This is a genomic window from Streptomyces sp. HUAS CB01, assembly GCF_030406905.1.
Taxonomy (GTDB): Bacteria; Actinomycetota; Actinomycetes; order Streptomycetales; family Streptomycetaceae; genus Streptomyces; species Streptomyces chengbuensis.
Genome location: NZ_CP129137.1, coordinates 6434927 through 6449109 on the forward strand (window position 1 = coordinate 6434927; position 14183 = coordinate 6449109).

Sequence of the window (14183 nt, forward strand, 5' to 3'; positions counted from 1 at the left end):
TCATGCGACAGTTCACCGCCGTCGTCAACCCCACCGCGGGCGGCTCCAGCGGTACGGCGGCCCTGCTCCCGCTGGCCCGCCTCCTCAGGGAGGCCGGAGCCGGGCTCGACACCCAGTACAGCCGCAACCTGGAGCACGCCCAGGAACTGGCGCGGGAGGCCGGACGCAAGGGGCACGTCGTGCTCGCCGTCGGCGGCGACGGGATGGCGGGCGGTGTCGGCGGCGCCCTCAGCGGCACCGAGACCGTCCTCGGCCTCGTACCCGCCGGGCGCGGCAACGACTTCGCCCGGGCGCTCGGCCTGCCCACCGACGCGGCCGCCCTCGCCGCCGTACTGCTCGACGGTTCACCCCGCGCGGTCGACACCATCCGGGTCGAGTCGTCCGTCCACGCCGGGGTGTCCGTCCTCGGCAGCGTGTACGCGGGCGTCGACGCCGTCGCCAACCAGCACGCCAACACCTCGAGGCTGCTGCGCGGCGCGGCCTCCTACTACGCGGGCGGGCTGCGTGCCGTGGCGTCCTGGCGGCCGGCGGAGTACCGCATCACCGTGGACGGGGTGCTCCACGAACGGCGCGGCTACACCGTCGTCGCGGCCAACTCCGGCTACTACGGCTTCGGCCGCCACGTCGCCCCCGGAGCGAGCCTCGACGACGGCCTGCTGGACGTCGTCGTCATACGGCACGCACCGAAGCGGCTGTTCTTCGCGATGATGAACGAGCTCAAGACGGGCGCGCACCTGAAGCGCCCCGAGGTGGAGATCCTGCGCGGCAAGGAGATCCGCATCGAGGCCGACCGCACCCTCCCGTACGGCGCGGACGGCGAGGTCGACGCGACCCTGCCGGTCACGGTGCGGGTGCAGCCCGGCGCGCTGAACGTGCTCGCCTGACGGGAGACGGCGCGGCCGGCCCCCGGACCGGCCGCGCCGCCTCCCGCCCGTGCCCCGAGCCGCCGTCTCACTGCTCGCGCATGCCCCAGGGGGACCCGTGGTCCGCAAGCAGATCCAGGAAGGGGCGCGCCGCGAAGGCCTCCGGGCCCAGGATGCCCGTACCGGACCACGCCCCCGTCGCCAGCAGCTCCAGTGCGACGACCGGGTTGACCGCGGTCTGCCACACCACCGCCTGGCTGCCGTACTCCTTCATCGACCACTCGTTGTCGACGACGTGGTACAGGTACACCTCCCGCGGCCGCCCGTCCTTGACGCCCTTCACCCACGTCCCCGCGCACGTCTTGCCCCGCATCCGGTCGCCGAGCGCGGCCGGGTCGGGCAGGCAGGCCGCGACGACGTCCCGCGGCGACACCTGCACCGGTCCGCCGGCGCTGCGCACCGTGACCGGTTCCGTACGGTCCAGGCCGATCTGGTGCAGCACCTGCAGGGTGTTGATGAAGTCGGCACCGAGGCCGTACTTGAAGGTGACGCGGTCCGCGTCGACCCAGCGCGGGATCAGCAGCACCTCCTCGTGCTCGACGTTCACGCACTCCACCGGTCCGATCCCCTCCGGGAAGTCGAACACCTCCGGCTCGCTGAACGGCGGCGTCGTGAACCACCCGCGTCCCGTCTCGAAGACCACCGGAGGATTCAGGCACTCCTCGATCGTGGTCCAGATGCTGAACGAAGGGGCGAAGTCGTAGCCCTCCACGGTGAGGTTCGCGCCGTCCCGGACGCCGATCTCCTCGATCGAGTCGAAGAGCTCGTCCGCCGCGTGCCGGGCGAAGACGTCCGACAGGCCGGGCTCCACGCCCATGCCGACGAGAGCGAGCCGGCCGGACTCCGTCCAGTCCTCGCCGAGCGAGAACTGCTCGTCGCCGAGCTTCACTCCGCACTCCTCGTACGGCTGCTGCGGATGCGGCCGCGACAGGGACATCGCCATGTCGAGGTAGTTCGCGCCCGCGGCGAGCGACGCGCGGAACAGCGGCATGACGAACCGGGGGTCCGTCGCGTTGAGCAGGACGTCGCACCGCTCCCGCTCCAGGAGTTCCCTGACGGCGGCCTCGTCCGAGGCGTCGATACGGGCGGCGGTGAACCGGTCGTCGGCGGACGCGCCGTCGTCCGGCCCGGCTCCCTCGCCCCCGGCCCGTGAGACGCCGGCCACGGCGGCCCGGGCCCTGGCCTCGTCGTAGTCCGCGACGACCATACGTTCGAAGAAATCGCGGCGTGCGGCGATCCGGGTGACTGCTGTCCCCACTCCGCCGGCGCCGACCAGCAAGATGCGCATGACCTCTTCCCTTCCCTCTTCACCGGGACTCTTCCGGGGTCCTGATGAAACTCACCGCCCGCTGATAGCGTCAATGGCGTTGGCATAAGGGCGGAGGGCCCGGTCGGGGTCCGCACCAACGGTCGGGAAGGGGTGGGGAGTTGCCGAAGAAGGTGGTACCGGAAGGGGCGCGCAGGCGCCGCCGTCCCACGAAGACCGGTGTGGTCCTTTCGGAGCAGCTGATCGTGACGACGGCATTGCGGATGCTGCGCGAGCACGGTGGCGAGGGGCTCACCGCCCGCCGCCTCGGCGCGGCCCTCGGCGCCGACCCGAGCACCCTGTACCGCTACTTCCGCGGCATGGACGAGCTGATCCTCGCCGTCGGCGACGAGCTGATCGGCCGGGCGCTCAGGGGCTGGCGCGCCACGGACGACTGGGCCGCGGACCTGCGCGGGCTGGGGCTGCGCATCCATGCCGCGTACCTGGCCCATCCGCAGGCCGCCGTGCTCACGGCCAGCCGCGTCTCCGGGCGGGCGCACGAGATCGCCGCGGACGAGGCCATCCTCGGGGTGCTGCACCGCGCGGGCTTCCCCGTGCCGGCGGCGGTGCGGATCTACCACTGCTTCATCGACCAGACGCTCGCCTTCGCGGCGCTGGACGCGGCGGCGCTCGCCCTTCCGGAGGCGGCGCGCCGGGCGGACGAGGCCGTGTGGCAGGCGACGTACGCGCGGCTGCCGGAGGAGACGCACCCGCACATCGCACCGGCGGCGCGGTATCTCGTCGCGGAGATGAACGTGAGCGCGTATCCGGCGGCGCTGGACATGCTGATCGCGAGCGCGGCGTCGCAGCTCGCATGAAGGCGCGCCCCGGGGCGCCAGGCGCCGCGCGCACGGCACGTGAGCGTGTGCGGGCGCGTGTCGCCGCGCGAGCCCTGCCGGCGTCTCCCTCGCGCGGGGTGCCGGGGCTCCCCGCGCGAGCCCGCGCTCACGCAACGCGCCGCGCCGGGCCCCCCGCGCGTGACGCCTGTGGGGCACGCACCGTGCGCGGTCCTCGTTCGCGACGCCTTTGGTTCATGACCGTCCGCCGTCCGCGCTCGCGAGGTGTCCGGGTGCGTCGTTCCCATCGTGTCGGTGCGGCGTGCGTGTCGCCGGCGGCCCGCCCTGTCGCTCTCGCAGTACGGGCGCGTGTCGCCGCGCGAGCCCGCTCGCGCAACGCGCCGCGCCACCGCCGGGGCGCAGCCCACCCCCGGCACCGCCCGCCCCACCCTGCTACGTCCGGTTCGCCGTCGTCAGCGAGGCGACGCCCAGGGCCGTCAGCACGATGTGGACATACAGCTCCTTGCCCTCCAGCACGCCGATCGGCGCGATGAGCAGGCGGGTGAAGCCCATGATCGCGAACCGGCCGCCGGTCAGCTCCCGCAGGACCCCGCACACGCCGACGACGAGCAGGGCCATGCCGACGAGCTCCAGAATCTTCCGCATGCGGTGATCCTCGCCCGCCTGCGAGGCGCCGCGCGTCGGCCGTCGGCACATGCCGCTCCGCCGAAAGTCTGCCGTCGCGCGACTTTGGTCTCTTCCCGCTCCCGACGGATCCCCGCCCCCGTCCCCGCTGCGTAGATTCGTCGACATGACCCGCACGGAATACCCCTGGCTGCTGCCGTCGGCCATCGCCGATCCTCTGGTCCAGGAGCTTCCGGGCGACCGGGGCAGGGAACGCCCCCGCCGCACCGTCCGCGACTGGACCGTCGACACGGTCGCGTTCCTGTTCGCCGCGCTCATCGGCGTGCTCGCCGTGGAGGCGAGCGCGCAGACCGACGTCTCCGGGCCCGTGCTCCTCGCCGACCAGCTGATCGGCGGACTGGCGTGCTGTGCCGTGTGGCTGCGGCGGCGCTGGCCGGTGGGGCTCGCCGGCCTCCTGATCGCCGTGTCGCTGGTGGTGCCCGCCGCGGGCGGGGCGATGCTCGTGAGCCTGTTCAGTCTCGCGGTGCACCGGCCGTTCCGCCCGGTCGCCGCGCTCGGCTCCCTCGCGCTCGCCGCCTCCGTGGCACAGCCCTTCGTACGCCCCGATCCCACGGTCTCCACCCTGGCGGGTGTCGTCGCCGGGGTGCTGCTCGTGCTGACGGTCCTCGGCTGGGGCATGCTCGTGCGCTCCCGCCGCCAGCTCGTCGTCGCCCTCCGGGAGCGCGCCGACCGCGCCGAGGCCGAGGCCGACCTGCGCGCCGAGCAGGCCCAGCGGCTGGCCCGGGAGGCGATCGCCCGGGAGATGCACGACGTGCTGGCGCACCGGCTGACGCTGCTGAGCGTGCACGCCGGAGCCCTGGAGTTCCGGCCCGACGCGCCCCCGGCCGAGGTCGCCAGGGCGGCCGGCGTCATCCGCGACAGCGCCCACGAGGCGCTGCAGGACCTGCGCGAGATCATCGGTGTGCTGCGCGCTCCGGGCGACGGTGAGGAGGGGCACCGGCCGCAGCCCACCCTGGCCACGCTGGACGCGCTGGTCGCCGAGTCGCGGCAGGCGGGCACGCGGGTCGTCCTCGACAACGCGATCGAGGAACCGGCCGCGGTGCCCGCCGCGACCGGCCGCACCGTCTACCGCATCGCGCAGGAGGGGCTCACCAACGCCCGCAAGCACGCCCCCGGCGCCGAGGTCACGGTCACCGTGCGCGGCGGACCGGGCGAGGGGCTCACGGTCGACGTGCGCAATCCCGCCCCCGGTGGGCCGGTCACCGGCGTCCCCGGCTCCGGTCAGGGGCTGATCGGGCTGAACGAGCGCGCCACACTCGCCGGCGGCAGGCTGGAGCACGGAAAGACCGAGGACGGAGGGTTCGCCCTGCGATCCTGGCTACCGTGGCCCTCATGACCATCCGGCTGCTCATCGTCGACGACGACCCGCTCGTCCGCGCAGGACTCACCTTCATGCTCGGCGGGGCCGAGGACATCGAGATCGTGGGGGAGGGCGCGGACGGTGCGGAGGCCGTCGAACTCGCGGAGCGGCTGCGGCCGGACGTCGTCCTCATGGACGTCCGGATGCCGCGGATGGACGGGCTGGCCGCCACCGAGCGGCTCCGCGCCCGTCCCGACGCCCCCGAGGTCGTCGTCCTCACCACCTTCCACGCCGACGAGCAGGTGCTGCGGGCGCTGCGGGCCGGGGCGGCGGGTTTCGTCCTCAAGGACACCGCGCCTGCCGAGATCGTCGACGGGGTGCGGCGTGTGGCGGGCGGGGAACCCGTGCTGTCACCTGCGGTGACCCGACGGCTGATGACGCAGGTCGTGGAGGCCGCGCCCGACGAGCGGCGGAGCCGGGCGCGGGCCCGGCTGGACGCCCTCGCCGAGCGGGAGCTCGAGGTCGCCGTGGCGGTGGGACGAGGCCGCTCCAACGCCGAGATCGCCGCCGGCCTCTACATGAGCGTGCCGACGGTGAAGACCCACGTCTCCCGCGCCCTGGCGAAGCTGGGCCTCAACAACCGTGTCCAGATCGCGCTGCTGGTCCACGACGCGGGGCTGCTGGACGAGGGAGCCGCCTCGTAGGCTGGCCCCATGGCCGTCATCGATCTGGGGGAGTACGGGGCGGACTTCACCGCCGATCCGTATCCGTACTACGCGAAGCTGCGCGAGGCCGGACCCGTCCACGAGGTGGTCTCGCCGTACGGCGACCGCGTCTGGCTGGTCGTCGGACACGAGGAGGCCCGTGCGGCGCTCGCCGATCCACGGCTGTCCAAATCGCCCGGGACCCTCGGTCTGAAGATGCTGGACGAGGAGCTCATCGGCCCGTATCTGCTGGTGCTGGACCCACCGGACCACACCCGGCTGCGCCGGCTCGTCTCCCGTGAGTTCACCGCGCGCCGGGTCGAGGCGCTGCGCCCGCGTATTCAGGACATCACCGACGAGCTGGTCGGGGCGATGCTCCCCGCGGGGCGCGCCGATCTCGTGGACGCGCTCGCGTTCCCGCTGCCCATCACCGTCATCTGCGAGCTGCTCGGCGTCCCGGCCGCCGACCGGGACCGCTTCCGCGCCTGGTCGACCGAGATCGTGGCGCCGACCGCGGCCGACCGCGAGCGCACCGCCGTCGAGGAACTCGCCGCCTATCTCGACGAACTGATCGAGGACAAGCGCTGCAGCGGGCCGGCCGACGACCTGCTGTCCGCGCTGCTGCGTACCCTCCCCCACAGCCGTGCGGGCTTGGGAGGTACCCCCATCGAGGACGGCGACCGGCTCTCCGCCGCCGAACTGCGCGCCATGGCCTATCTGCTGCTCATCGCCGGCCACGAGACCACCGTCAATCTGATCTCCAACGGCGTACGGGCCCTGCTCCGCCACCCGGACCAACTGGCCGCGCTGCGCGCGGACTTCGGTCTGATGGACGGTGCGGTGGAGGAGATGCTGCGCTACGACGGCCCGGTGGAGACGGCGACGATGCGGTTCACGACGGAACCGGTCCGCTACGGCGACTCGGTCGTCCCGGCGGGGGAGCCCGTCCTCGTCGCGCTGGCGGCCGCGGACCGGGACCCGGCCCGCTTCCCGGGGCCGGACCGGTTCGACATCCGCCGCACCGCGACGGCGGGTGGCCCGGGCCATCTCGCCTTCGGCCACGGCATCCACTACTGCCTGGGTGCTCCCCTGGCACGGCTGGAGGCCGGGATCGCGGTCCGTACCCTGCTGGAACGCTGTCCCGGCCTCGCCCTCGACCCGGCCGGAGCCCCGCTCGACTGGCTGCCCGGCCTGCTGATCCGGGGAGTGCGCCGGCTGCCCGTCGTGTGGTGACGGCCGGCAGCTGCGGCCGGGGTCACAGTCCGGGGATCTCCTCCAGACGCACCGGGCGGTTCTCCCGCCGGGACAGCTCGCACGCCTCGGCGACCCGCAGTGCCTCCAGTGCCTCCCGGCCGTCGCACGGGTTGTCCAGCTCGCCGGTCGCGACGCGGACGAAGGCGTCCAGTTCGGCCTCGTAGGCGGCAGCGAAGCGCTCCAGGAAGCCCGGCCACGGCTTGTCGGCGGGTGGCGGGCCCTGCGGCTCGGTCGAGGTGATCGGCGTACGGTCGTCCAGGCCGACGGCGACCGTGTCGTCCTCGCCGCACAGCTCCATGCGCACGTCGTAGCCCGCGCCGTTGCAGCGTGTGGCCGTGGCCGACGCCAGCGTGCCGTCGTCGAGGGTCAGCACGGCCGCCGCCGTGTCGACGTCGCCCGCCTCACGGAACATCGCGTGACCCGCGTCGGAGCCGGTGGCGTACACCTCCACGATCTGCCGCCCGGTGATCCAGCGCAGGATGTCGAAGTCGTGGACGAGGCAGTCGCGGTAGAGCCCGCCGGACAGCGGGAGGTACGCGGCGGGGGGCGGCGCCGGGTCCGCCGTGATCGCCCGTACGGTGTGCAGCCGGCCGAGCCGGCCCGAGCGCACCAGGTCGCGGGCCTTGCCGTACCCGGCGTCGAAGCGCCGCATGAAGCCGAGTTGGAGTTCGGTGCCCGCGCTGTCGACCTCGCGCAGCGCCTCCAGGGTCCCCGGCAGGTCGAGCGCTATCGGCTTCTCGCAGAAGGCGGGGAGCCCGGCGCGTGCGGCCCGGCCGATCAGCTCGGCGTGGGCGGCGGTGGCCGAGGCGATGACGACGGCGTCCACGCCCCACTTGAAGACCTCGTCGACGGAAGGGGCGGCGGTGGCGTCGATCCGGGCCGCCACCTCGCGGGCCCGCTGGGCGTCGGTGTCCGCGACCACCAGGGCGCCGACGTCACGATGACGGCTGAGGACGCCCGCGTGGAAGGCGCCGATACGTCCGGTTCCGATGAGTCCGATGCGCATGGCCCAAAGGTGGAGGCCGCCGAAGGGCCCTGTCAAGCATTTGTCCTGACAATCGAACGACACAACTTCCCGTCATCAGGTCCTGCGACTACCCTCGCAGCGTGCCCAAGCAGCCGAGAGACACGACGGACGCCACCGCGCGGCTCCAGCTCAGCGTGGACCGCGCCAGCCCGGTCCCGCTGTACTTCCAGCTGTCCCAGCAGCTGGAAGCGGCCATCGAGCACGGCACGCTCACGCCCGGCAGCCTCCTCGGCAACGAGATCGAGCTGGCGAACCGGCTCGGGCTCTCCCGGCCCACGGTCCGGCAGGCCATCCAGTCCCTCGTCGACAAGGGGCTGCTGGTGCGCCGCCGGGGCGTCGGCACCCAGGTCGTGCACAGCCAGGTCAAGCGCCCCCTGGAGCTGAGCAGCCTCTACGACGACCTGGAGGCGGCGGGCCAGCGGCCCGCCACCCGGGTCCTGCGCAACGCCGTCGAGCCGGCGACCGCCGAGGTCGCGGCCGCGCTCGGGGTGCCGGAGGGCAGCGACGTCCATCTCGTGGAGCGGCTGCGCTCGGCGCACGGCGAGCCCATGGCCCATCTGCGCAACCATCTGCCGGCCGGGCTGCTGTCACTGGACACCGGGCAGTTGGAGTCCACCGGGCTCTACCGGATGATGCGCAACGCCGGCATCACCCTGCACAGCGCCCGGCAGTCGGTCGGTGCCCGCGCCGCCGGCGGCGACGAGGCCCGGCTGCTCGGCGAGGAGGCCGGCGCCCCACTGCTGACGATGCAGCGGACCACGTTCGACGACACCGGGCGGGCCGTCGAGTTCGGCTCGCACGTCTACCGGGCCTCCCGGTACGCCTTCGAGTTCCAGCTCCTCGTGCGTCCGTGACGTGCCGGCCCGGACGCCGCTCCACCGGTACACCTTCCGCGTAAGAATGTTCGGACAAAGTATTGACGGGCTGGCGCCGTCCCCGTAGAAACTCACCCAGCCGCAACCGGGCGGCCGGGAGAGAAGGCGGACCCCACCATGCGCACACCCCGCACGGCAGCAGTCCTGCTCGCCGCACTCGCACTCGCCGTGGCCGGATGCAGCAGCTCCGGCGGCAAGGGCTCCGAGGAGGCCGAAGGCGGCACGGGCGGGGGCAAGCCCGCCACCACCGAGCGGTTGAAGATCGCCATGGTGACCCACTCCGGCGAGGGCGACACCTTCTGGGACATCGTCCAGCGCGGAGCGAAGGACGCGGCCGCCAAGGACAACGTGGAGTTCCTGTACGCCGCCGACAAGGAGGGCAAGGAGCAGGCCCAGCTCGTCCAGACCTACATCGACCAGAAGGTCGACGGCATCGTCGTCACCCTGGCCAAGCCCGAGGCGGTCAAGGACGTCGTCAAGAAGGCCGTCGCCGCCGGCATCCCCGTCGTCACCATCAACTCCGGGGGCCAGTTCTCCCAGGAGGTCGGCGCGCTCAGCCACATCGGCCAGGACGAGTCGGTCGCCGGCGAGGCCGTCGGCGAGGAGCTGAACAAGCGCGGGAAGAAGAAGGCCGTCTGCGTCATCCACGAGCAGGGCAACGTCTCGCTGGAGGAGCGCTGCGCGGGCGTGAAGAAGACGTTCGGGGGCACCGTCGAGAACCTCAACGTGGACGGCACCAACATGCCCGCCTCCACGTCCTCCATCGAGGCGAAGCTGCAGAGCGGCAAGGACATCGACGCGGTCGTCACCCTGGGCGCCCCGTTCGCGGCCGCCTCCGTGCAGGCGAAGGAGAGCGCCGGCAGCGAGGCCGAGATCGACACCTTCGACCTGAACGCCGAGGTGGTGAAGCGGCTCAAGGCCAAGGAGGTCGGCTTCGCCGTCGACCAGCAGCCCTACCTCCAGGGCTACCTCGCCGTCGACGAACTCTGGCTCAACAAGACCAACGGCAACGTCATCGGCGGCGGCAAGCCGGTGCTCACGGGTCCCGCTCTGGTGACGGAGAAGGACGTCCCCGCGCTGGAGAAGCTCACGGCCGACGGCACGCGATGACCTGCGTCACCACCACCCACCCGCCGGCCGCCCCGCCGATCCCGCTCAGGGATACTTGCGCCGGAGTACAGCAGGCACAGCAAGAGGGGCACGGCGTCGTGGCAAGGGTTCGGACAGGTGTACGTGCGATCGGCGCGGTGCTGGCGGCGGTGCTCGGGGCCTCCCTCGCGGGGTGCAGCGCCACCGGCGGCAAGCGCGCCGAGGACGCCCGCAGGGCGGCCGAGGCGCAGGGCCGGGCCGCGGTCGACACACCGCGCTGGACGTTCGCGATGGTCACGCACTCGGGAGACGGCGACACCTTCTGGGACATCGTCCAGAAGGGGGCCCGGCAGGCCGCGGTCAAGGACAACATCAAGTTCCTCTACGCCCACAGCGACGAGGGGCAGCAGCAGGCCCAGCTGGTCCAGACGTACATCGACCAGAAGGTCGACGGGCTGATCGTCACGCTCGCGAAGCCCGACGCGATGAAGGACGTCGTCGCCAAGGCCACCCGGGCCGGCATCCCGGTGATCACCGTCAACTCCGGCTCGGCCGAGTCCAAGGCGTACGGCGCCCTGACCCACATCGGCCAGGACGAGACCGTCGCCGGCGAGGCCGTCGGCGACGAGCTCGACCGGCGCGGCCGGAAGAAGGCCCTGTGCGTGCTGCACGAGCAGGGCAACGTCGGCCACGAGCAGCGCTGCTCCGGGACGGAGAAGACCTTCGACGGCGACCTGCAGAACCTCTACGTCGACGGCACCAACATGCCCGACGTCCAGGCGGCGATCGAGGCGAAGCTCCAGACCGACCCGTCCATCGACGCCGTCGTGACCCTGGGCGCGCCCTTCGCCGACGCCGCCGTCCAGGCGAAGAGGACCGCCGGGAGCAAGGCCGAGATCGACACCTTCGACCTGAACGCCAAGGTCGCCGCCGGGCTCGAGGCCGGCGACCTCGGCTTCGCCGTCGACCAGCAGCCCTACCTCCAGGGCTACGAGGCGGTGGACCTGCTGTGGCTCCACCGCTACAACGCCAATGCGCTCGGCGGCGGACGGCCCGTCCTCACCGGCCCGCAGATCGTCACCGAGAAGGACGCCGCCGAACTGCAGGACCACACCGAGCGGGGGACCCGATGACCGCGACCGCACCACCGGCCCACGACAGGACCGGCCCCTCCGACGAGCGGCTGCTGCACACCTCTCCGTGGAAGAAGCTGCTCGGCCGCCCCGAGCTCGGCTCGGTCGTCGGCGCGGCCGCCGTGTTCCTCTTCTTCTCGATCGTCGCCGACGCCTTCCTGCGCACGTCCAGCCTGAGCACCGTGCTGTACGCGGCGTCCACGATCGGCATCATGGCCGTGCCCGTCGCCCTGCTCATGATCGGCGGGGAGTTCGACCTCTCGGCCGGTGTGCTGGTGACCAGCTCCGCGCTGATCTCCTCGATGTTCAGCTACCAGATGACGGCGAACGTCTGGGTCGGCGCGCTGGTGTCCCTCCTGGTGACGCTCGCGATCGGCGCCTTCAACGGCGTCATGCTGGTCCGCACGAAACTCCCGAGCTTCATCATCACGCTCGGCACGTTCCTGATGCTCACCGGCATGAACCTCGGCTTCACCAAGCTGATCAGCGGCACGGTGTCGACGAAGACCATCGCCGACATGGAGGGCTTCCCCGCGGCCAAGAAGGTCTTCGCCTCGTTCTCCGTCGGCGGGGTCGACGTGAAGACGACGATCCTGTGGTGGATCGCCCTCGTCGCCCTCGCCACCTGGATCCTGCTGCGCACCCGCTTCGGCAACTGGATCTTCGCCGTCGGCGGCGGCTCGGGCGCGGCCCGGGCCGTCGGTGTCCCCGTGGCCCGCACCAAGATCCTGCTGTACACGGGTGTGGCCTTCTGCGCCTGGGTCTCCGGCCAGCACCTGCTGTTCTCGTTCGACGTCGTCCAGTCCGGGGAGGGCGTCGGCAACGAGCTGATCTACATCATCGCGGCCGTCATCGGCGGCTGTCTGATCACCGGCGGCTACGGTTCGGCGATCGGCTCCGCGGTCGGTGCCTTCATCTTCGGCATGACCAGCAAGGGCATCGTGTACGCGGAGTGGAACCCGGACTGGTTCAAGTTCTTCCTCGGAGCGATGCTGCTCCTGGCGACCCTGCTGAACGCATGGGTCCGCAAGCGCGCGGAGGCGACGACATGACGGCCCTCGTGGAACTCGACGACGTCAGCAAGTACTACGGGAACATCCGTGCGCTGGAAGGCGTGTCGCTGGAGGTCCACGCGGGTGGGATCACCTGTGTCCTCGGTGACAACGGCGCCGGCAAGTCCACGCTGATCAAGATCATCGCGGGGCTGCACCGGCACGACTCCGGCACCTTCTCCATCGAGGGGGAGGAGACCTCGCTGGGATCGCCCCGCGAGGCCCTCGACCGCGGGATCGCCACGGTCTACCAGGACCTCGCCGTCGTCCCGCTGATGCCGGTCTGGCGCAACTTCTTCCTCGGCTCCGAGCCGACGAAGGGCAAGGGCCCCTTCCGTCGCCTCGACGTCCGGCTGATGCGCGAGACCACCCGCGCCGAGCTGCTGCGCATGGGCATCGACCTGCGCGACGTGGACCAGCCCATCGGCACCCTGTCCGGCGGTGAGCGGCAGTGCGTCGCGATCGCCCGGGCCGTCTACTTCGGCGCCAAGGTGCTCGTCCTCGACGAGCCCACGGCCGCGCTCGGCGTCAAGCAGTCCGGGGTCGTGCTGAAGTACGTGGCCGCCGCGCGCGACGCGGGGCTCGGGGTGGTGCTGATCACCCACAACCCGCACCACGCCTATCTCGTCGGCGACCGGTTCGTCCTGCTCAAGCGGGGGGTCATGGCCGGTAGCCACAAGAAGTCGGAGATCACCCTGGACGAGCTGACCCGGCAGATGGCGGGCGGCAGCGAGCTCGAGGACCTGCGCCACGAGCTGGAGCGCGCTCCGGCTCCACGGCATGTCGGCGGGCACGACCTGGGGCACTGACCCGGCCCGGAGAACCCGCAGGGCCTGGGGAACTCACAGGGCCTGGGGTCTGCGGTAGGGGAAGCCGACCTCGCCGGGGCCGCCGCGCACGGCTGCCCCGGCGCGCCGGTCGGGCCCGCCCGGCAGGCCGGACCTGGCGGCCCCGGCTCACGGCCCCGCCCCGGGGACCGTCGCCCACCCGTCACTCGTCCCCGTCCGCCCTGCCGCGCGGCCCGGCTTCGGCCGCGGCCCAGCGCGGACCGGCGTCGCCGAGCCGCCGTGCGAGCCACGGCTCCCGCGCCAGCACCGCCCCGGTCGTCACACCCAGCGCGATCGCGACACAGAGCACGATCAGCCAGGACAGCAGGGTGAAGACCGTGCCCACCGAGCCGTACTCGGTCAGGCTCTTGTCGATGGCCCGTGGCATGTAGTACTTGCTGCCGATGAACAACGCCGTCACGGCGAAGCCCGTCAGCACGGCGCCCGGCAACAGCGGCCGCCATCCGACGAGGCCGCCCAGGAGCAGGTGCTGGGACCACCACCAGAGCAGGATCTGCGACAGCATGGTGACCGGGACGGCCAGCCACAGCCCGACCCCGAACCCGTCGCGCACCGGACCCTGGATCATCAGCAGGGACAGCCACACGCCGATCCACGCCAGCCAGCGCCACGGGGCGATCCGCACCCCGGTCCTCGGGACGAGCCAGGCCCGCTTGCACAGCCGCTGCATGGCCCGGCTGCAGGCCGTTGCGGACAGCAGCACCATCAGCGCGCCGATCAGGCCGGTGGCCTCCCGCAGATTGTCGTCGGTGGCCCGGTAGACCTGCTCGAGCAGGTCCTGCGAGGCTCCGGTCAGCCCGAAGATCGCCGAAACGGAGCTGACCAGCTGATCACGCACCGCCTTGGGTGCGAAGGCCCCGACCACGAACAGCAGCGGCACGGCGGTGAGGAAGCACTGTGCGGCGAGCCGGGTGGCGGAGTCGAGGATGTTGACCGAGATCATACGGGCCGTCAGATGAGTGACGACGGGGAAGCGGGTCTCGGCGCGCTCGGCCGCCGACCGCGCGGAGGCGCCCCATGACGCGAAGCGTCCCGACCACCACGACGGGCGGAGGAAGAGCGGAGCCCGGCGCCGCGTGGTCATGGCGTGCTCCTTCCCTGGGACCCAGAGTGGAGGACCCCGTCCGCCCCGGCATCTCGGCGCGCGGCGCGCGCCCGCCGCCCGGGGGACGGAGCACGCGCCCGCCGCCT

Annotated in this window: 14 protein-coding genes; 10 read left to right on the forward strand and 4 right to left on the reverse strand. The window is 72.4% G+C overall.

Translation table 11 applies throughout. The features are described from left to right. Window positions 1-2: 2 nt before the first annotated feature. Window positions 3-884, forward strand: coding sequence for a YegS/Rv2252/BmrU family lipid kinase (locus QRN89_RS28325; protein WP_290352244.1), 882 nt, complete (start codon window positions 3-5; stop codon window positions 882-884). A 67-nt stretch (window positions 885-951) separates the two neighbouring features. Here QRN89_RS28325 and QRN89_RS28330 read toward each other — a convergent pair whose 3' ends face one another. Continuing rightward, the gene (locus tag QRN89_RS28330) at window positions 952-2211 is read right to left on the reverse strand and encodes a saccharopine dehydrogenase family protein (RefSeq protein ID WP_290352245.1); all 1260 of its coding nucleotides are present in this window, start codon (window positions 2209-2211) and stop codon (window positions 952-954) included. Between the two features lie 140 nt (window positions 2212-2351). Between QRN89_RS28330 and QRN89_RS28335 the strand changes: the two genes are divergently transcribed. Beyond that, window positions 2352-3047 carry a TetR/AcrR family transcriptional regulator gene (locus tag QRN89_RS28335; protein ID WP_290352246.1) on the forward strand — a complete coding sequence of 232 codons (696 nt, stop codon included), beginning with the start codon at window positions 2352-2354 and terminating at the stop codon, window positions 3045-3047. A 411-nt stretch (window positions 3048-3458) separates the two neighbouring features. Here QRN89_RS28335 and QRN89_RS28340 read toward each other — a convergent pair whose 3' ends face one another. Then, complete coding sequence (locus QRN89_RS28340) at window positions 3459-3671, reverse strand: hypothetical protein (protein WP_290352247.1); 213 nt, start codon at window positions 3669-3671, stop codon at window positions 3459-3461. A 145-nt stretch (window positions 3672-3816) separates the two neighbouring features. Here QRN89_RS28340 and QRN89_RS28345 point away from each other — a divergent pair, with 145 nt between their 5' ends. Genes QRN89_RS28345 through QRN89_RS28355 form a run of 3 tightly spaced genes read left to right on the forward strand, consistent with a single transcriptional unit; the run spans window position 3817 to window position 6947 of the window. Then, a complete protein-coding gene (locus QRN89_RS28345) occupies window positions 3817-5046 on the forward strand; it encodes a sensor histidine kinase (RefSeq protein ID WP_290352248.1) in 1230 nt (409 codons plus the stop codon). After that, on the forward strand, window positions 5043-5714 hold the full coding sequence (locus QRN89_RS28350) for a response regulator (protein WP_290352249.1): 672 nt from the start codon (window positions 5043-5045) through the stop codon (window positions 5712-5714). The genes QRN89_RS28345 and QRN89_RS28350 overlap by 4 nt, the downstream gene beginning before the upstream one ends. Before the next feature lie 9 nt (window positions 5715-5723). Next, entirely contained in the window at window positions 5724-6947 is a 1224-nt protein-coding gene (locus tag QRN89_RS28355) for a cytochrome P450 family protein (protein ID WP_290352250.1), read from the forward strand. Between the two features lie 22 nt (window positions 6948-6969). Here the strand turns inward: QRN89_RS28355 and QRN89_RS28360 are convergent, their stop codons facing one another. After that, the gene (locus tag QRN89_RS28360) at window positions 6970-7974 is read right to left on the reverse strand and encodes a Gfo/Idh/MocA family protein (RefSeq protein WP_290352251.1); all 1005 of its coding nucleotides are present in this window, start codon (window positions 7972-7974) and stop codon (window positions 6970-6972) included. A gap of 155 nt (window positions 7975-8129) precedes the next feature. Here QRN89_RS28360 and QRN89_RS28365 point away from each other — a divergent pair, with 155 nt between their 5' ends. The 5 genes from QRN89_RS28365 (at window position 8130) to QRN89_RS28385 (ending at window position 12953) form a co-directional block, all read left to right on the forward strand. After that, entirely contained in the window at window positions 8130-8849 is a 720-nt protein-coding gene (locus QRN89_RS28365; RefSeq protein ID WP_290353892.1) for a GntR family transcriptional regulator, read from the forward strand. A 138-nt stretch (window positions 8850-8987) separates the two neighbouring features. Further along, window positions 8988-9980, forward strand: a complete 993-nt coding sequence (locus tag QRN89_RS28370) for a sugar ABC transporter substrate-binding protein (protein WP_290352252.1) — start codon at window positions 8988-8990, stop codon at window positions 9978-9980. A gap of 98 nt (window positions 9981-10078) precedes the next feature. Continuing rightward, a complete protein-coding gene (locus QRN89_RS28375) occupies window positions 10079-11092 on the forward strand; it encodes a sugar ABC transporter substrate-binding protein (RefSeq protein ID WP_290352253.1) in 1014 nt (337 codons plus the stop codon). Next, entirely contained in the window at window positions 11089-12144 is a 1056-nt protein-coding gene (locus QRN89_RS28380; protein WP_290352254.1) for an ABC transporter permease, read from the forward strand. The genes QRN89_RS28375 and QRN89_RS28380 overlap by 4 nt, the downstream gene beginning before the upstream one ends. Beyond that, window positions 12141-12953, forward strand: coding sequence for an ATP-binding cassette domain-containing protein (locus tag QRN89_RS28385; protein ID WP_290352255.1), 813 nt, complete (start codon window positions 12141-12143; stop codon window positions 12951-12953). The genes QRN89_RS28380 and QRN89_RS28385 overlap by 4 nt, the downstream gene beginning before the upstream one ends. Before the next feature lie 181 nt (window positions 12954-13134). Here the strand turns inward: QRN89_RS28385 and QRN89_RS28390 are convergent, their stop codons facing one another. Continuing rightward, entirely contained in the window at window positions 13135-14076 is a 942-nt protein-coding gene (locus tag QRN89_RS28390) for a YhjD/YihY/BrkB family envelope integrity protein (RefSeq protein WP_290352256.1), read from the reverse strand. Window positions 14077-14183 lie beyond the last annotated feature (107 nt).

Bases quoted from the DNA above. Each gene is read 5' to 3' on its own strand.
- QRN89_RS28370 (WP_290352252.1), top strand. From the start codon at position 8,988: ATGCGCACACCCCGCACGGCAGCAGTCCTGCTCGCCGCACTCGCACTC.
- QRN89_RS28330 (WP_290352245.1), bottom strand. From the start codon at position 2,211: ATGCGCATCTTGCTGGTCGGCGCCGGCGGAGTGGGGACAGCAGTCACC.
- QRN89_RS28325 (WP_290352244.1), top strand. From the start codon at position 3: ATGCGACAGTTCACCGCCGTCGTCAACCCCACCGCGGGCGGCTCCAGC.
- QRN89_RS28340 (WP_290352247.1), bottom strand. From the start codon at position 3,671: ATGCGGAAGATTCTGGAGCTCGTCGGCATGGCCCTGCTCGTCGTCGGC.
- QRN89_RS28350 (WP_290352249.1), top strand. From the start codon at position 5,043: ATGACCATCCGGCTGCTCATCGTCGACGACGACCCGCTCGTCCGCGCA.
- QRN89_RS28385 (WP_290352255.1), top strand. From the start codon at position 12,141: ATGACGGCCCTCGTGGAACTCGACGACGTCAGCAAGTACTACGGGAAC.
- QRN89_RS28390 (WP_290352256.1), bottom strand. From the start codon at position 14,076: ATGACCACGCGGCGCCGGGCTCCGCTCTTCCTCCGCCCGTCGTGGTGG.
- QRN89_RS28360 (WP_290352251.1), bottom strand. From the start codon at position 7,974: ATGCGCATCGGACTCATCGGAACCGGACGTATCGGCGCCTTCCACGCG.
- QRN89_RS28345 (WP_290352248.1), top strand. From the start codon at position 3,817: ATGACCCGCACGGAATACCCCTGGCTGCTGCCGTCGGCCATCGCCGAT.
- QRN89_RS28380 (WP_290352254.1), top strand. From the start codon at position 11,089: ATGACCGCGACCGCACCACCGGCCCACGACAGGACCGGCCCCTCCGAC.
- QRN89_RS28355 (WP_290352250.1), top strand. From the start codon at position 5,724: ATGGCCGTCATCGATCTGGGGGAGTACGGGGCGGACTTCACCGCCGAT.